Consider the following 17623-nt stretch of genomic DNA (forward strand, 5'->3'; position numbering starts at 1 on the left):
CCCCGATGCCCCGATGGGGCACCCGTTTAGTCTTCGTAAGTGCCATCTTCCTTGGCACGTTTGGCAAATTCGGTTTCCTCACCCGCCGCAAGCTTGGCTGCCTGTTCAATCCAGCCATCGCGCTCGATCCGGCCCTTGAACTTCAACCGAGCATCTACCCATGCGACCTGTTCCGGCGTCCAGGCTGCGATCTGATCATAGTGGAAGAAGCCCAACTCGTTCAGGGTCTGCTCCAGCTTGGGGCCTACGCCTTTCAACAGTTTCAGGTTATCTGCCTTGCCGTCGCGCGCGCCTGTCAGTGTTTCGGGCTGGTCCTCTTGCGCTGCCTTCGCCTCAGCGGCCTGTTTCACAGCAGGTTTCGCTGGGGCTGGCGCTTTGGGCGGCTTCGGTGCAGCTTTGGTCGCAGCCGCTTTGCCATCCTTGCCCAACCAAGGGGTCAGGATCGGAACCTCGGTCCCATCAATACGCTTGACCGTATCGCCAATATCGGTGGCCAGTTCGACGCTGGCGTTGTACTGCGTATTGCCGCTGTCATACTCCGTCAGGCTGGTCAGCCCTTTGAGCGGTTCAGCTGCATAGCGGCCATTCTGCGGGCCCGGCGTCGGAACTTTCCCCGCCACCAGATCATCAAGGATCTTGCCAAAGCTCGCAGCGGTCAGGTCTTCGTAGTAATCCTTGCCGATCTGCGCCATCGGCGCATTGGTGCAGGAGCCAAGGCATTCGACCTCTTCCCAGCTCAGCTTGCCATCGGCGGACAGCACGTGTGGCTTGGCCGCGATCTTCTCCTTGCAGACAGCGATCAGATCCTCGGCCCCGCAAATCATGCAGGAGGTCGTGCCACAAACCTGAATATGCGCAACCGATCCAACCGGTTGCAGCTGGAACATGAAGTAGAACGAGGCCACCTCTAGCACGCGGATATAAGCCATACCCAGCATGTCGGCGACGGATTCAATCGCCGGGCGACTCAGCCAGCCTTCCTGCTCCTGCGCACGCCACAGCAGAGGGATCACCGCACTGGCCTGACGGCCTTCGGGATATTTGGTAATCTGCGCTTCGGCCCATTGCTGGTTGGCAGCGGTGAAGGCAAAGCTTTCAGGTTGTTCGGGATGAAGACGGCGGAGCATTAGCGGTCAATCTCTCCAAATACGACGTCCATAGTGCCGATGATGGCGGCGACGTCGGCCAGTTGGTGGCCTTTGGCAACGTGGTCCATGGCTTGCAGGTGCAGGAAACCCGGCGCGCGCAGTTTGGCGCGGTAGGGTTTGTTGGTGCCGTCAGCAACTAGATAGACGCCGAACTCGCCCTTTGGGGCTTCGACGGCGGCATAAACTTCACCGGCAGGAACGTGAAAGCCTTCGGTGTACAGTTTGAAGTGATGAATCAGGCTCTCCATCGAGGTCTTCATATCCGAGCGTTTCGGCGGGGTGATCTTGCCACGCGCCAGAACGTCACCGGGGCACTCGCGGATTTTGGCGATGGCCTGACGTATGATCAGCAGCGACTGGCGCATCTCTTCCATGCGGACGAGATAGCGGTCATAGCAGTCGCCGTTCTTGCCAACGGGGATCTGGAACTCGAACTCGTCGTAGCACTCGTAGGGCTGCGCGCGGCGCAGGTCCCAGGCCAGCCCCGATCCACGGACCATCACGCCCGAGAAGCCGTATTTCTGGATGTCATCTTCGGTGACAATCCCAATATCGGCGTTACGCTGTTTGAAGATGCGGTTTTCGGTCAGCAGACCGTCAATGTCATCCAGAACTGCAGGGAATTCGTGGCTCCATGCCTCAATATCGTCCAGCAATTCCGGCGGCAGGTCCTGATGCACACCACCGGGGCGGAAATAAGCGGCGTGCAGGCGGGCGCCACAGGCACGCTCATAAAACACCATCAACTTTTCACGCTCTTCAAAGCCCCAAAGCGGCGGGGTCAGCGCGCCCACATCCATCGCCTGCGTGGTGACGTTCAGCAGGTGGTTCAGGATGCGCCCGATCTCGGAATACAGAACCCGGATCAGCGAGCCACGGCGCGGCACCTCGACCCCGGTCAGCTTTTCAATGGCCAGGCACCAGGCATGTTCCTGGTTCATCGGTGCCACATAGTCCAGACGGTCGAAATACGGCAGGTTCTGCAGATAGGTCCGGCTTTCCATCAGCTTTTCGGTGCCACGGTGCAGCAAGCCGATATGCGGGTCGCAGCGCTCGACAATCTCGCCGTCCAGCTCAAGCACAAGACGCAAAACCCCGTGCGCCGCCGGGTGTTGCGGGCCGAAGTTGATGTTGAAATTGCGGATCTTCTGCTCGCCGCTCAGCGCGTCCGTGCTGCCGTCATCGTATCTTGAGCCGTCCATCAACGCCCTCGTTTCTTCTTTGCTTCGGCCCGAACCCGGACCTTTTCCGCCTCGGTCGCCTTGACCGCAGCTCCGGCCAGTAGAACCCCTAACGCGCCCAGTATGATCAACTCACCCATCATCTCAGCGGCGCTCCAACTCTTGCAGTTTCAGCCCGACCCACCACAACAACGCGATCGTGCCAAAGGGAACCAGACACAGAAGGCACCAGTATTTGTTGATCCCGAAGAACGGCAAAATCTTCACCATCGGAATGATGGTTAGCGCAGACAGGATCAGCCACCAGATGCCACCCATTATTCGGTCTCCTGCTTTTCATCCCCCGGCAAAATATAGTTCGCGCCTTCCCATGGGGACATGAAATCAAACTGACGGTACTCCTGCACCAGACTGACCGGCTCGTAGACGACGCGTTTCTGCGCCTCGTCATAACGCACCTCGGTGTAGCCCGTGGTCGGGAAATCCTTGCGCAGCGGATGGCCACGGAAGCCATAGTCCGTCAGGATGCGCCGCAAGTCTGGATGGCCCGAGAACAGGATGCCGAACATATCGAACACCTCACGCTCGAACCAGTTGGCCGAGGGGTGGATATCGACTATCGAAGGCACCATGTCATCTTCGCGGATCGAAACCCGCAGACGGATGCGCTGGTTCTGGTACATCGACAGGAAGTGATACACCACGTCGAACCGCTTGGCGCGTTCGGGGTAATCGACGCCGGTGATATCCACCAGTGTCGAGAACTTGCAATTTTGGTCCGACCGCAGGAATTCTACGAATTCCACGAGGTTCGACGGCGCTACATCGACGTTCAGCTCACCATGGGTCACATCCCAGGACAGAACACAATCGGCTCGTTTCAGTTCAAGCTGGGTGCCGAGTTCTTTGAGTGCTTCGCTCATCTACCCTTCCCCTCAGCGTACAATTGTGCCGGTGCGGCGGATTTTGCGTTGTAGCTGTAGCAGACCGTAAAGCAGCGCCTCGGCGGTCGGAGGGCAGCCGGGCACATAAATATCCACCGGAACTACCCGGTCACAGCCACGCACGACAGAATAGGAATAGTGGTAGTAACCACCGCCATTCGCGCAGGACCCCATCGAGATCACATAGCGCGGCTCGGGCATCTGGTCGTAAACCTTGCGCAACGCAGGGGCCATCTTGTTGGTCAGCGTGCCGGCCACGATCATCACGTCAGATTGGCGCGGAGAGGCGCGTGGCGCGATGCCGAAACGTTCCGCATCATAGCGCGGCATCGAGGTGTGCATCATTTCAACCGCGCAGCAGGCCAGACCAAAAGTCATCCAGTGCAGCGAACCGGTACGAGCCCAGTTGATGATATCCTCGCTCGAGGTCAGCAGAAAACCTTTGTCCTGCAACTCGGCATTCAGGGCCTGGGTGGCGACTTCCTTGTCGACGCCAGCGGTGTTTGCACCGGTCATCACTCCCATTCCAGGGCCCCTTTCTTCCACTCATAGGCAAAGCCGATGGTCAGCACGGCCAGAAACACCATCATCGACCAGAAGCCGACATTGCTGATATCGCGGAACCCGACGGCCCAGGGAAACAGGAATGCGATCTCAAGATCGAAGATGATGAAGAGAATCGAGACCAGATAGAATCGGACGTCAAATTTCATTCGCGCATCGTCGAAGGCGTTGAAGCCACATTCATATGCGCTGACCTTTTCGGGGTCGGGATTGCGGACAGCCAGTACAACGGCGGCAAGAATCAGGACGATTCCAAGGCCTACGGCAACGGCCAGAAACACCAGAATCGGGAGGTACTCCCGCAGCAGGTCTTCCACGAATAGCTCCTTTCTTGCGCACGCATCTTGTCGGGTGCGCCGTCAATTGGCGTGTTGACTGGACATTCTCTATCCCCGCCGGGTCAGAGGGTCAACCGAACACAGCCCCGTTCACCATCAAACATACGCTTGACAGCGCGGCATAGAATCGCATTTCGCGCGTTTTGCATTGGCTTGCGGAAACTTGGTAAACTTACTTATTCCATGCAGGTTTACGTTTTTCGAAGAACGCCGCGATCCCTTCACGCGCCTCTTCCGTTTCCCAGCGTTCGACCAGTTCGTTGATGGTCTGGTCGATTGTGGCATCATCAATACGAGGTCCCAGAGTTCGAACCAGTGCCTTGGCAGATGCAACCGCCCCCGGCGCGCACGAAAGGTAGGGCCGGACTTCATCTTCTATCGCGGCCGCAAGCTGCTCGGGGGGCACAGCCTTTGCCAGCAACCCCAGATCAACCGCTTCGGGCGCATCGAACAACCGGGCCGACATGAACACACGCCGTGCCCGCGCCTCACCCATACGAGCGATAACATAAGGGCCGATTGTCGCCGGAATCAGCCCCAGCCGGGTCTCGGTCAGTCCCATCTTCAGACTATCTACACCGATGGCAACATCGCACACGGCGGCCATCCCAACGCCTCCGCCAAAGGCGTTGCCTTGTAGTGCCCCGATCAGGGGTTTGGGCATTGTGTTCAACGCCTGCAACATCTCGGCCAGCTTGCGCGCTTCGACAAATCGCGTCGCCTTGTCAGCCGCCATTTGGTCCTGCATCCATCCCAGATCACCACCGGCGCAAAACGTCTTTCCCGCAGCGGCCAGAACGACCACCCTGACAGAGCCATCCTGACCCAGTTGCGACGCGGCCTGTGTCAGCTCGGCAATCATCTGACCCGAGAGCGCGTTGTGCTTTTCCGCCCGGTCCAGAGTTAACGTGGCAACACCGCGTTCGTCTGCTGAAATCGAGATTGTTTCGAACATGTTAGCCTCTCAACGCCTTGGCCATCTGCGCGGCCTCTTCGACCACATCGATATCCAGACCGGTTTGATAGCCCAACCGGTGCAAATGCGCTGCAACGGTTTCAGTCGCGACATTACCCGCAGCCCCCGGAGCATATGGGCAACCGCCAAGCCCACCCACGGCCGCGTCGAACACACGCACACCCAGCGAAAGTGCCGCATCGATATTGTCGATTGCACGCCCATTGGTGTCATGAAAATGCCCGGCAAGCCGCGTCACAGGAACCCTTTCCCGAACCGCCAGAAGCATATGCGCAATCTTGTCTGGCGTGCCTTGCCCGATCGTGTCCCCCAATGACACCTCGTAACAGCCCAACGCAAACAACCGGTCGGCAATTTCGGCGACTTTCTCGGGCGGGGTCGGGCCATCATAGGGGCAATCCGTCACGCAAGAGACGTAGCCGCGAACCGGAAGGTCGATATGACGCGCCGCTTCGAGAATCGGCGTGAACCGTTCGATTGACTCGGCGATCGAGGCATTGATGTTTGCCTTGGAAAACCCCTCGGAAGCCGACGCAAAAATGGCAATCTCATCCGCTTTGGCGGCCAGCGCATCCTCATACCCGCGCATATTCGGCGTCAACGCCGCGTAGCGCACGCCGTCCGCGCGGGTAATACCGGCCAGAACCTGCGCCGACCCCGCCATTTGAGGCACCCATTTGGGAGAGACAAAGCTTGCAACTTCGATCCGTCGAATCCCGGCGCGACTGAGGCAATTGATCAGCGCCACCTTGTCGGCAACCGGTATCTCACGCGTTTCGTTTTGTAGCCCGTCGCGCGGTCCAACTTCGTAGATTTCGACCAGATCACCCATGTCAGAACCCCTTATGGCTTGTTCTCATTCCAAATACGGATCGCGCGACCGTGGCACGTCAAGCCGCGCGGGTACAGATCACTCTTCTTCCAAACGCACCAAAGCTGCCCCAGCCTCGACCTGCGCGCCATCTTCGACCAGCACCTCGGCCACCACACCATCGCGCGCGGCCAGCAACGAATGCTCCATTTTCATCGCTTCCAGAATGGCCAAACGGTCGCCTTCCTGAACGGTCTGCCCCGCGGTGGCAAAAACTGCCTTGACCAGACCCGGCATCGGCGCCTCGATCACGTTGGTGTCACCCGTCGCGCTGGCATCCCGGTCCAGCGGGTCGATAACGTCGAAACTGTGACCGTAGTCGGTAAATACGGTCAAAGTTGTTCCGCTGACAGCGACCCGCGGCATCGGTGCGCCGTTCAGCGTCCACTGCCCCGAGATCCGCTCGGCCACGACACGGTGTTCGCCCAGCTGCCAAAGCTGGCGATCCGACCCGTCGACCTGCACGTCCAGATCAAAAACCTCTCCCTGATCGGACAGCTGCACCGCCCGATGCAACGGAGCCCAGAGCGAAAACCCGGTGTCAGGCGTGACATTAACCAAATCCAGTGCGGTCATAGCAGCCGCAACTGCGGTTGTGGCCGAAGTCGGCGATTTCCGCACCAACCCGTCAAGATCGCGCCCGATCAGGCCCGTATCCACATCGCCCGAGGCAAATCCGTCATGGCGGGTCAGCGCTCCCAGAAAGGCGAGATTCGTAACGGTGCCCGCCACTTCGGTCTCCCGCAGCACTCGGTTCAACGTCTCAAGCGCGACGGCGCGGGTCGGACCGTGCACCACCACTTTGGCAATCATCGGGTCATACCAGGGGCTGATCGTGTCACCTGCGCGAACGCCACTATCCGCACGGCAGTTGGCCGGGAAAACCAGATGAGTCAGTGTACCTGTCGCCGGCAAGAACCCTTTTGGTACATCCTCGGCATAAAGCCGGGCCTCGAAGGCGTGACCCGAGATCGACAGATCATCCTGTTGCCTGGGAAGGCTCTCTCCTGCTGCAACGCGCAACTGCCATTCCACCAGATCGATGCCGGTGATGGCCTCTGTAACCGGGTGTTCCACCTGCAGGCGGGTGTTCATCTCCATGAACCAGAATCTGTCGGGGCGCAGCCCGTCCGAGGCATCGACGATGAACTCCACCGTGCCTGCACCCTTGTACCCGATCGCCTCGGCGGCGCGCACACCGGCCTGCCCCATCGCCTCCCGCATCTCAGAAGTCATGCCCGGGGCTGGTGCCTCTTCGATCACTTTCTGATGGCGGCGTTGCAACGAGCAATCGCGTTCGAACAGATGCACCGCATGGGTACCGTCACCAAATACCTGCACTTCGATATGGCGGGGTTTGGCCACGAATTTCTCGACCAGCACAGCGTCATTGCCAAAAGCGGTTTTGGCTTCGCCGCGTGCGCTGTCCAATGCGGAACGGAAATCCTTGGGGCGTTCGACCAGACGCATACCTTTACCGCCGCCGCCTGCAACGGCCTTAATCAGCACCGGATACCCAATCGCATCCGCCGCACCCGCCAAATGTTCGGGATCCTGATTGTCGCCGTGATAGCCAGGCACCACGGGCACGCCAGCCTGTTCCATCAACACCTTGGCCGCATCCTTGAGGCCCATTTTGCGGATCGCATCCGCTGATGGGCCGATAAAGGTCAAACCCGCAGCCTCGACCGCGTCGACGAAATCGGGGTTCTCTGACAGGAAGCCATAACCGGGATGGATCGCCTGCGCGCCCGTATCCAGCGCAGCCTGAATAATCACATCGCCCTTCAGATAGCTTTCCCCCGGGGCGGGGCCGCCGATATGAATGACCTCATCCGCCATCTGCACATGCTTGGCCGCAGCGTCCGCATCGGAATAAACAGCCACACAGGACACGCCCATCCTCTGAGCGGTTTCCATAACCCGGCAAGCGATCTCGCCCCGGTTGGCAATCAGGATTTTGTTGAACATAGCTTACCCCTCAACCGCCAGATCTTCGACAAGGCGAAATCGTTCGCACAGCAGCTCCATCTCGGGATCAAACCCGCCATTGCGTTCGAAATACTGGCGATGCCCCTCTCTCCATCCCTCGAGCGTTTCATTTTCGCCCTCTGCCAACGCGAAATCCTCGGTTACGTCGCAGTATCGGCAGGTCGAGACGTCGACCGTTTCGATCACCAAGGCCGGACGATCATCCCAATCCAGCGCAATGTCTCTCCGCCCGACAACAGGAGTGTCAGGGCTACCTTCGGGATAGTCGCGCAACGCACCGCAGGTTGCCGTTTTCCGCCCTGATCGTACCAGAGCCAGCAGTTCAGCACTCAGCCGGGCATTGTCACCAAACTTGAAAGTCTGGGCACCAGGATAGCGGGCCATGACGTCATTCAATGAAACGTTCATCTTACATCCTGAACACGCCGAAACGTGTCTCCTCAATCGGGGCATTCAGCGCCGCACTCAGCGACAAGGCGAGCACATCGCGGCTTTTGCGCGGGTCGATGATGCCATCGTCCCAGAGACGGGCCGAGGCATATAGCGGGTGCGATTGCTCTTCGAACATCTCCAGCGTCGGTCGCTTGAACTCGGCCTCTTCCTCGGCGGTCCACGTGCCGCCCTGTCGTTCGATCCCATCGCGCCTGACTGTCGCCAGAACACCAGCTGCCTGCTCGCCCCCCATCACCGAAATCCGAGAGTTCGGCCACGTCCACAGGAAACGCGGCTGATAGGCCCGCCCCGCCATGCCGTAGTTCCCGGCCCCGAACGAGCCGCCGACCAGCATCGTGATCTTGGGAACGCTCGTCGTTGCAACCGCCGTCACCATCTTGGCGCCGTGGCGGGCGATCCCCTCGTTCTCGTATTTGCGGCCTACCATAAAGCCGGTGATGTTCTGCAGGAAGACCAGGGGCGTTTTGCGCTGCGAACACAGCTCAACAAAATGCGCGCCCTTTTGCGCGGCCTCCGAGAACAGCACGCCATTGTTGGCAATGATCCCGACTGGGCACCCTTTGACATGGGCAAAGCCGGTCACCAGTGTCTCCCCAAAGCGGGGTTTGAACTCATCAAACCGAGAGCCATCGACCAGCCGTGCGATCACTTCACGGATGTCATAGGGCGTGCGCAAGTCGGCGGGAACGACACCCAGAATTTCATCCGGATCATAAGCAGGCTCCTCAGGTGCTTCGAACTGTAGGCCGGGCTTCAGCGCGGCACCGCCCAATGACCCAACCGCGCGGCGGGCCAATGCCAACGCATGCGCATCATCTTCGGCCAGATAATCTGCCACACCCGACAGGCGCGTGTGCACATCGCCACCGCCCAGATCCTCGGAGCTGACAACCTCACCCGTTGCAGCCTTGACCAAAGGTGGCCCTGCCAGAAAGATCGTGCCCTGTTCCTTCACGATGATCGTCACATCGGACATTGCTGGAACATAGGCCCCACCCGCCGTGCACGACCCCATAACCACGGCAATCTGAGGGATACCCTTCGCGCTCATCCGCGCCTGATTGTAGAAGATACGCCCAAAATGGTCGCGGTCGGGGAACACCTCATCCTGATTGGGCAGGTTCGCGCCGCCACTGTCGACCAGATAGATGCAGGGCAGATGGTTTTCCTCGGCAATCTCCTGCGCGCGCAGGTGCTTCTTGACGGTCATCGGATAATAGGTGCCGCCCTTCACGGTGGCATCGTTGCACACCACCATGACCTCGCGCCCCTGCACCCGGCCGATGCCCGCAATCACCCCGGCACAGGGTGCTGCATCACCATACATCCCATGCGCCGCCGTCGCCCCGATTTCCAGAAACGGAGACCCAGGATCAAGCAGGTTCGCCACCCGCCTGCGCGGCAACATCTTGCCCCGAGATTCATGCCGCGCGCGGGATTTCTCGCCCCCGCCCATGCGGGCCGCTTCGGCAGCAGCAGAGATTTGCGCCAGCGCATCAAGATGAGCGGCGCGGTTTGTCTTGAAGCCCTCGGAGCCGGGCATGGCTTTGGATGTGAGTTTCATTTTCTTCTCCGAGCATTGAGGAGCGCAATACGCTGCGCCGTGAATTCAGCTAGGCATACTGGGTAAATCGTGTTTCCGGCGGTTCCGCCAGCCGCCAGACTCATCGCATATCTACACTCGCTTTCACGTAACTGCTGCCATTGGCTCTCAATACTTATTATCTGGGCGAAGGCATCAATGTTTGGGCTTGCATCCGTCGCTGCATCGCGATCGGTACTTTGCGCCGTGTACAGCATGTTTAACAGAACCTCTTGGTACTGCTCTCTCCAGATAAGATATTCATGATGGATGCAGCTAGCTGCTTTGGAGCGAGAGGCAGGAACTTGCCAGTCTTTCATACAAGTTTCGAATGATACTCGAGCACAGGACTCTGGTTCGCCTAGAAAGTCCTCGTTTTCCATACAGGATACAACGTCTTGTTTCATTGCATCATAAGGTAGGAAGATCAGATTTTCGGAATCCCCAACTGCTGCCTTACCTCCAGAGAAAGTTAGCGAAACGGTCAATGAGAAACCCGATACAATACGAAGCATATTTGACGAGTTGAAACGGCTCATTTTCTCAATTCCCCCGCCGCCCGCGCCTTCAATTGCTTTCGGATCACCTTCCCCGTCACCGTCATCGGCAGTTCCCCCAAGATTTCCACCTCGCGCGGATAGGAATAGTGCGCCAAACGGTTCTTGACCCAGTCCTGCAACTCCTGCTCCGCCGCCGCAGCACCCGGTTTCAACACCACATAGGCCTTCACGATCTCGGTCCGCAGCGGGTCAGGTTTTCCGACCACACCCACCGTCGCCACCGCCGGGTGGGTCAGCAGGCAATCCTCGATCTCGGCGGGGCCGATGCGATACCCAGCGGACGTGATCACGTCATCGTCCCGACCGACAAATCGCAGATAGTCGCCCTCCCACACGCCGCGGTCGCCGGTGATCAGCCAGTCGCCGCGAAACTTGTCTGCGGTCGCTTCGGGGCGGTTCCAGTATTCCAGCAGCATCGAGGCCGAGCCGCGCCGGATGGCGACGTCGCCCTCGTCCCCGGTCGGGTTTCCGTCCTCATCAATCACCGCAACCTCATGCCCCGGCACCGGTTGGCCGATACAGCCGGGGCGCACAGGGAAATCTTCGGCGCAGGAGGATACGACCATGTTGCACTCGGTCTGGCCGTAAAACTCGTTGATCGTCAGGCCGAACGCCTTCTGTCCCCATGCCAGCATTTCGGCACCCAGCGGTTCACCCCCGGACGCGACCGAGCGCAGACCGGGGATCACCTGATCTGCTGCCTTGAGCATTCGCAGCGCCGTTGGTGGGAAAAAGACGTTCCGCACCCCGCCACGCGCGATGATGTCAGCGCAGGCCTCGGGGGTGAATTTCTCAAGCCGCGCGGCAACGACCGGAATGCCCAGCGCAAGACCCGGCATCAGCACATCGAACAGCCCGCCGATCCACGCCCAATCCGCCGGGGTCCAAAGACAGTCACCTTCGCGCAAGTGATTATGGCTGATCGAAACTCCCGGCAGATGCCCGGTCAGAACCCGGTGTCCATGCAGCGCGCCCTTCGGGCTGCCGGTGGTGCCCGAGGTGTAGATCAACACTGCCGGATCATCTGGGCTGGTCGCGGCGAATGGTACAGCAAGGCCTTCCTCGCCAATTTCCGACGCGATCAAAGGCGCAGCCAGATCACCCAACAGATCAGCCCCTTCGGCGTCGGTCAGCACAATCCGGACACCTGCGTCACTGACCCGCGACCGCAACGCGTCCTGCTTGAACAGTTTGAACAAAGGGACCGACACAGCCCTGATCTTCCAGATCGCCAGATGGGCCGCCGCGCACCAGGGAGATTGGCTTAGCAATACTCCAACGCGATCACCGGGCTGCACATGGCGCAATAATGCTCGGGCTATTCCGTCCGTCATTTGCGACAGCTGCGCATAGCTGATGCGCTGCGGGTCCGGTCCGGTTAAATCGATCAGCGCAACCCGATCCCCCGCATGCCGCAGGCACTGCTGCGCCATGTTCAGACTGTCCGGCAGATCCCAGCCTCCATCCGGGCGCAAACCCGGTATGCGCTCAGCGCTTAGCACGGTGATTATTCCCTATATTTCCTACACTTATCGATTCATCTGCAGCCAGTTCTTTCACGTTTACTTGATGCAGATCAGAGTGGGCAAATTCAGTCGCTGCAACACCAAGGTCATCAACGAAACCAAAGGCAAGACAATGACCAAGAAACTCGCCGCTTTGACTCTTTCCACCGCGTTGGTGGCTCTGGCCGCCCCTGCGTTTGCCCAATCTCAGGGGGATTGGACTCTCGGTATCGGTGTGGGGTACCTGGACCCGAAATCCAACAACGGAACTCTGGCCGGCCTTAGCGCCGATATCGACTCGGATACGCGCCCGATCTTCACCGCCGAGTATTTCATCCAGGACAATTTGGGGATCGAGCTGCTGGCCGCGACCCCGTTCAAACATAACGTCACTTTGGGCGGAAGCGTGGACGCTGGCAGCGTCAAACATCTGCCGCCCACCTTGTCGCTGAACTATCACTTCCCGACCAATAGCGCCTGGAAGCCCTATGTCGGTGCCGGTCTGAACTATACCATCTTCTTTGACGAGCAATCTGCCCTTGGCAACCTCAAGGTCGATGATTCCTTCGGCGTATCGCTGCAAGCCGGTCTCGACTATATGATCACCGACAAAGGTGCGGTCCGTCTGAATGTGCGCTGGTTCGACATCGACTCGGACGTCACGCTGAACGGAGCCGATATTGGCACTGCAAACATCGACCCTTGGCTGGTCGGTATTTCCTACGTTCATCGCTTCTGATCCTTTGATCGAAACGCCCCGCTGCAACCTCGTCTGCGGGGCGTTTTTGTTCAGCGCATTTCGTTCATCATTTCCCGGCCGATCAGCATCCGTCGAATCTCGCTGGTGCCTGCGCCGATCTCCATCAGCTTGGCGTCCCGGAAAATCCGGCTGACCGGTGCATCCGACAGAAACCCTGCCCCGCCCAGCGCCTGAACCGCCTGATGCGCCTGAACCATCGCCTGTTCGGATGCGTAAAGACAGCACGCCGCTGCGTCCTGCCGAGTGACGTCTCCTCGATCACAGGCCTTGGCCACCTCATAGACATAGGCCCGTGCCGAGTTCATCGCGGTATACATGTCGGCAATCTTGCCCTGCATCAGTTGGAAGCTGCCAATCGGTTTGCCGAATTGCTTGCGCTCGGCCAGATACGGCATCACCTCATCCAGACAGGCGGCCATGATGCCGGTTCCGATCCCGGCCAGAACCACGCGCTCATAGTCCAGACCTGACATGAGCACGGCTACGCCCTTGCCCTCTTCTCCCAATACGTTCTCGAACGGCACTTCGACATCTTCAAAGATCAGTTCAGCCGTGTTCGACCCGCGCATCCCCAACTTGTCGAAATGGGGTGAAGTCGAAAAACCCTTCATCTCTTTTTCAATCAGAAATGCAGTAATACCCTTCGATCCGGCATCGGGGTCTGTCTTGGCATAAACCACCAGTGTATCCGCGTCTGGCCCGTTTGTGATCCAGTACTTGTTGCCGTTCAGTCGGTAATGGTCGTTGCGTTTTTCCGCCCGCAGCTTCATCGACACCACGTCCGAACCTGCGGAAGGTTCCGACATCGCCAGCGCACCCACATGTTCTCCCGATACTAGGCGCGGCAGGTATTTCTGTTTCTGCTCTTCCGTACCGTTCAGCTTGATCTGGTTCACACACAGGTTGGAATGCGCCCCATAAGACAGCGAAACCGAGGCAGAAGCGCGCGCAACTTCTTCGACAGCAATTGTATGCGCCAAATAGGACATGCCCGCACCGCCGTATTCTTCTGGCACGGTGACACCCAAAAGACCAAGCTCTCCCATTTCTTTCCACAGTTCATTCGGAAAGCTGTTCTTGGCATCAATCTCAGCCGCCATCGGCTTGACACGCTCCTGCGCCCACCGATGCACCATCTCGCGCAGGGCGTTCACATCCTCACCCAGATCAAACTTCATCGTGGCCATGAACATCTGTGTCCTCCCTCCGCATTAATGAACAAGTGTTCAATAAATCTCTAACAGCGAATCTGTCTTCGGTCAATCTTTGTGAAAGCCCGGACCAAAACGCGAAACGCCGCCCAAACCGGGCGGCGCTCTCAAGGGTCGAGTGCGCGCTGAAAGCGCACTCTGTTTTGCTAGGATTGATAAACTGCGCCCACTTCGGCTCGGATGATGCGCGCGATCACTTGGCAATCCTCCAGTGAAAAGGTCAGCGGCACACGCATATCCATGATGCCTGCCAGAACACGATCACTTTCCGGCATTCGTTCGCTTTCAAAATATCTCCAGCTGTCATAGCGCGACGTGAACCCTGTTGGCTCAGCCCCGCCAAACCATTTGATCTCGACCCCACGCGCGGCGCAACGGCTGATAACGTCGGCTATCCGCTCAGGCGACCAATCCAACAGCAGGAACTGGATCGAAGACCCGACATAGGTTTCCTCTTCGGGTCGCTCGACAATCGTCAGGCCCGGAGTGCCGCGCAGCCCGGTCTCGATCTCGCGATAGCGCTCGTTCCACCGTGTCACCTGCCGGTCCAGATCCCGCAACTGAGGGCGTAGGATGGCGGCACGCAAATTGTCCATGCGACCGGACACATTGGGTGTGGTGTACTTTATCCGCTCGAACACTTCAGGTCCCGGCGCTGCCAGATGGCGTTCATACAGCATGTATGACCCCGACAGCATTGTGGCCTTGGCCGCCAGTTCCGCGTCATCAGTAACCAGCAAACCGCCCTCGCCCGAGTTCACGTGCTTATAGGTCTGGCAGGAATAACACCCGATCGCCCCCTGCCGCCCCGACAACTGACCACGCCAGGCCGCGCCCATCGTGTGTGCGCAGTCCTCGATCACGATAACGCCTGCCGCGTCACACATCTGCATCAGACGATCCATGTCACACAGATGCCCTCGCATATGGCTGAGCATCAGGACACGGGCCTGATCCAGTTTGCCCTCAAGATCCTCCAGATCGATGGTCAGGTTTTCGGTGACGCCGACAAAGATCGCCCGCGCTCCGACCGATGCAATTGATCCCGGCACCGGAGCCAGAGTGAACGCATTGGTCAGAACCGGGTCGCCCGGCTGCACACCGACGGCCCGCAACGCGGTGGCAAGCGCATAACCGCCAGAGGAAACCGCCAAGCAATACTTGGCCCCCATCTGTGCAGCAAACTCCTGTTCCAACAGGGCCGTTTCCCCCAACTCACCGGGGACCACGTTATAGCGATGCAGCCGCCCGTGACGCAGGACAGCCAGCGCTGCCTCGATTGCGTCGTCTGGAAGGGGTTCCTGCTGCGTGAAATTACCAATGAATGTTTCCGTCATGGTCTTTTTCTGGATCTCCGACAGGGTCCGGTCAAGGTTTCAGGCTGCCGCACCGATCAGATCAGGCACAAGATCGGGCAAGTCGTCAAAGTGATGCAGCAGGGCTTCGGGCTCCAGCGCTGCCATGTCCTCCCCTGACGGCCCGAAAGTCACCAAAACCGATGGGACCCCTGCCGCTCGGGCGGTATTGCGATCGGTATCCGAATCTCCGATCAGCACGCACCAGGCTGGATCTCCCCCGGCCCGTCGCGCAGCCTCGCGCAGAGGGGCCGGGTCCGGCTTGCGCACCGGCAGCGTATCCGCACCTACCAACGAGGCAAAACGATCCCGCACTCCCATGCGCGTCAGTAACAATTCGGCCAGATGTTCCGGCTTGTTGGTGCAAATGCCGACACCGTAGCCCGCGTTACTCAGCATCTCGACGGCCTGCAACGCTCCCGGATAGAAACTTGTGTGGGTGTTGATATCTTGCGCGTAAGCCTCAAGCAGAACCGGATAATAGGCCTGAACGGTGTCCTCGTCGTAAGCTCCAACGCGTTTCAGCCCTTGGGTTAACATCATGCGCCCGCCACGCAGCGCGATGCCTGCATCCTGCCCATGGACCAGCACATCACCATGCCCCATTTCGCGGAAACAATGGTTCGCTGCCGCCAGCAAATCGCCTGATGTATCCGCCAAAGTGCCGTCCAGATCGAAGATGACGGTCCGCATGTTGCCTCCTGTTTCGGCAGGTTTTCGCCGTGTCCTGTTTCAATCGGCAATCTTGTTTGATGGCCGAACAGCTTGCGCCTTTGCCCCCAGCGGATAAAACGGTCGGCAACAAAACACAAAGAGAAAACGATTTCATGACCATTGCCCTTGTCATCCTTGCCGCCGGAAAAGGCACCAGGATGAATTCGGACCTTCCCAAAGTCCTACATCCCATCGCTCAGGCTCCGATGCTTGTTCACGCGATGCGTGCAGGGTCTGTTTTGTCGCCCGAACGCACGGTGATCGTCACCGGCCACGGGTCCGAAGCTGTAGCAAAGGTTGCTCAGGACGAAGACGAAGATGCCCGGATAGCCGTTCAGGAGGAACAATTGGGTACAGCCCATGCGGTTGGTCAGGCCCGGACAGCACTGGACGGGTTCGACGGTGATATCGTAGTTCTTTACGGCGACACCCCGTTTTTACAACCCGATACGCTGGAGCGGATGGTCGAGGCACGGTCCCGAAATGACCTGGTCATCCTTGGGTTCAAAGCGGCTGATCCGGCCCGCTATGGCCGGTTGGTCATGAATGGCGACACGTTGGAACGCATTGTCGAATTTAAAGACGCATCAGATGAAGAGCGCGCCATAACATTTTGCAACTCGGGCCTTTTGGCCTGTGATGCCCGGTTGCTTTTTTCGCTGATTGACGACGTTGAAAACAACAATGCCTCAGGCGAATACTATCTGACAGACGTAGTTGAGATCGCCCGCAACCGCGGTCTGAACGTAACCGCCGTCGCCTGTGACGAGGCGCAGACGCTGGGCGTGAACTCACGCGCAGATCTGGCCGCCGCCGACGCCGTATTTCAGGCACGCGCGCGGGCAGAACTGCTGGATATGGGTGTCACATTGATGGCACCGGAAACGGTATACCTGGCTGCAGACACTGTGATTGGGCGTGACACAGTAATCGAACCCAACGTGGTCTTCGGCCCCGGAGTGACCGTCGAAAGCGGTGCGACCATCCGAGCCTTTTCCCATCTGGAAGGGTGCCATGTCAGTCGCGGCGCCATTGTCGGCCCCTACGCGCGGCTGCGCCCCGGTGCGGAACTGGCCGAAAACACGCGGGTTGGCAATTTCGTCGAGATCAAGAATGCAGAAATCGCCGAAGGCGCGAAGGTCAACCACCTCAGCTATATCGGGGACGCATCAGTGGGTGCTGCGACGAATATCGGCGCGGGAACAATCACCTGCAACTATGATGGCGTGATGAAGCACAAAACCACCATTGGTGCGAATGTCTTTATCGGCTCCAATACCATGCTCGTGGCCCCGGTCACGGTGGGCGATGGCGCAATGACAGCGACAGGCACCGTGGTGACCAAAGACGTGGCGCCCGAGGCGTTGGCCGTGGCGCGTGCCAAGCAGGAAAACAAACCCGGCTACGCGCGAAAACTGTTTGATATGTTGAAGGCGAAGAAGGCTCGCCGCGATAACGAGGCCTGAGAT

General features: G+C 58.9%; 18 protein-coding genes. 2 read left to right on the forward strand and 16 right to left on the reverse strand.

Annotated features, from left to right (window positions below):
* Nucleotides 1-26: 26 nt before the first annotated feature.
* The 13 genes from nuoE to ACR0JI_RS03605 form a co-directional block, all read right to left on the reverse strand.
* Nucleotides 27-1127 carry an NADH-quinone oxidoreductase subunit NuoE gene (nuoE, locus tag ACR0JI_RS03545; RefSeq protein ID WP_480493844.1) on the reverse strand — a complete coding sequence of 367 codons (1101 nt, stop codon included), beginning with the start codon at nt 1125-1127 and terminating at the stop codon, nt 27-29.
* Nucleotides 1127-2350: an NADH-quinone oxidoreductase subunit D gene (locus ACR0JI_RS03550; RefSeq protein ID WP_209504451.1), complete on the reverse strand. Its 1224-nt coding sequence runs from the start codon at nt 2348-2350 to the stop codon at nt 1127-1129. The genes nuoE and ACR0JI_RS03550 overlap by 1 nt, the downstream gene beginning before the upstream one ends.
* Before the next feature lie 123 nt (nt 2351-2473).
* A complete protein-coding gene (locus tag ACR0JI_RS03555; protein ID WP_010442775.1) occupies nt 2474-2647 on the reverse strand; it encodes a hypothetical protein in 174 nt (57 codons plus the stop codon).
* Nucleotides 2647-3252: an NADH-quinone oxidoreductase subunit C gene (locus ACR0JI_RS03560; protein ID WP_267362853.1), complete on the reverse strand. Its 606-nt coding sequence runs from the start codon at nt 3250-3252 to the stop codon at nt 2647-2649. The genes ACR0JI_RS03555 and ACR0JI_RS03560 overlap by 1 nt, the downstream gene beginning before the upstream one ends.
* Nucleotides 3253-3264: 12 nt before the next feature.
* Complete coding sequence (locus tag ACR0JI_RS03565; RefSeq protein ID WP_209504454.1) at nt 3265-3798, reverse strand: NuoB/complex I 20 kDa subunit family protein; 534 nt, start codon at nt 3796-3798, stop codon at nt 3265-3267.
* On the reverse strand, nt 3789-4154 hold the full coding sequence (locus ACR0JI_RS03570) for an NADH-quinone oxidoreductase subunit A (protein ID WP_480493843.1): 366 nt from the start codon (nt 4152-4154) through the stop codon (nt 3789-3791). The genes ACR0JI_RS03565 and ACR0JI_RS03570 overlap by 10 nt, the downstream gene beginning before the upstream one ends.
* A gap of 193 nt (nt 4155-4347) precedes the next feature.
* Nucleotides 4348-5130 (reverse strand): crotonase/enoyl-CoA hydratase family protein, encoded by a 783-nt coding sequence (locus tag ACR0JI_RS03575; protein ID WP_480493842.1) that lies wholly within the window; start codon nt 5128-5130, stop codon nt 4348-4350.
* A 1-nt stretch (nt 5131) separates the two neighbouring features.
* Nucleotides 5132-5983, reverse strand: a complete 852-nt coding sequence (locus ACR0JI_RS03580) for a hydroxymethylglutaryl-CoA lyase (protein ID WP_480493841.1) — start codon at nt 5981-5983, stop codon at nt 5132-5134.
* Between the two features lie 78 nt (nt 5984-6061).
* A complete protein-coding gene (locus ACR0JI_RS03585) occupies nt 6062-7993 on the reverse strand; it encodes an acetyl/propionyl/methylcrotonyl-CoA carboxylase subunit alpha (RefSeq protein ID WP_480493840.1) in 1932 nt (643 codons plus the stop codon).
* Between the two features lie 3 nt (nt 7994-7996).
* Nucleotides 7997-8422 (reverse strand): ASCH domain-containing protein, encoded by a 426-nt coding sequence (locus ACR0JI_RS03590; protein ID WP_480493839.1) that lies wholly within the window; start codon nt 8420-8422, stop codon nt 7997-7999.
* A gap of 1 nt (nt 8423) precedes the next feature.
* Nucleotides 8424-10031, reverse strand: a complete 1608-nt coding sequence (locus ACR0JI_RS03595) for a carboxyl transferase domain-containing protein (RefSeq protein ID WP_480493838.1) — start codon at nt 10029-10031, stop codon at nt 8424-8426.
* The gene (locus ACR0JI_RS03600; RefSeq protein ID WP_480493837.1) at nt 10028-10588 is read right to left on the reverse strand and encodes a lysozyme inhibitor LprI family protein; all 561 of its coding nucleotides are present in this window, start codon (nt 10586-10588) and stop codon (nt 10028-10030) included. Before ACR0JI_RS03600 ends, ACR0JI_RS03595 begins: the two co-directional genes overlap by 4 nt.
* Entirely contained in the window at nt 10585-12111 is a 1527-nt protein-coding gene (locus ACR0JI_RS03605) for an AMP-binding protein (RefSeq protein WP_480493836.1), read from the reverse strand. The genes ACR0JI_RS03600 and ACR0JI_RS03605 overlap by 4 nt, the downstream gene beginning before the upstream one ends.
* 136 nt (nt 12112-12247) lie before the next feature.
* Here ACR0JI_RS03605 and ACR0JI_RS03610 point away from each other — a divergent pair, with 136 nt between their 5' ends.
* Nucleotides 12248-12853, forward strand: a complete 606-nt coding sequence (locus ACR0JI_RS03610) for an OmpW/AlkL family protein (protein WP_209504463.1) — start codon at nt 12248-12250, stop codon at nt 12851-12853.
* A 50-nt stretch (nt 12854-12903) separates the two neighbouring features.
* On the opposite strand, the gene ACR0JI_RS03615 is transcribed toward ACR0JI_RS03610, so the two are convergent.
* The 3 genes from ACR0JI_RS03615 to ACR0JI_RS03625 all read right to left on the reverse strand — a co-directional run bounded on the left by ACR0JI_RS03615 (nt 12904) and on the right by ACR0JI_RS03625 (nt 16133).
* A complete protein-coding gene (locus ACR0JI_RS03615; protein ID WP_267362877.1) occupies nt 12904-14067 on the reverse strand; it encodes an isovaleryl-CoA dehydrogenase in 1164 nt (387 codons plus the stop codon).
* A gap of 164 nt (nt 14068-14231) precedes the next feature.
* Complete coding sequence (locus ACR0JI_RS03620) at nt 14232-15422, reverse strand: DegT/DnrJ/EryC1/StrS family aminotransferase (protein WP_480476061.1); 1191 nt, start codon at nt 15420-15422, stop codon at nt 14232-14234.
* A 39-nt stretch (nt 15423-15461) separates the two neighbouring features.
* Nucleotides 15462-16133: an HAD-IA family hydrolase gene (locus ACR0JI_RS03625; protein WP_480476059.1), complete on the reverse strand. Its 672-nt coding sequence runs from the start codon at nt 16131-16133 to the stop codon at nt 15462-15464.
* Between the two features lie 134 nt (nt 16134-16267).
* Between ACR0JI_RS03625 and glmU the strand changes: the two genes are divergently transcribed.
* Nucleotides 16268-17620, forward strand: a complete 1353-nt coding sequence (glmU, locus tag ACR0JI_RS03630; RefSeq protein WP_480493835.1) for a bifunctional UDP-N-acetylglucosamine diphosphorylase/glucosamine-1-phosphate N-acetyltransferase GlmU — start codon at nt 16268-16270, stop codon at nt 17618-17620.
* Nucleotides 17621-17623: the final 3 nt, after the last annotated feature.

It is taken from the genome of Ruegeria sp. N10 (genome assembly GCF_056531545.1).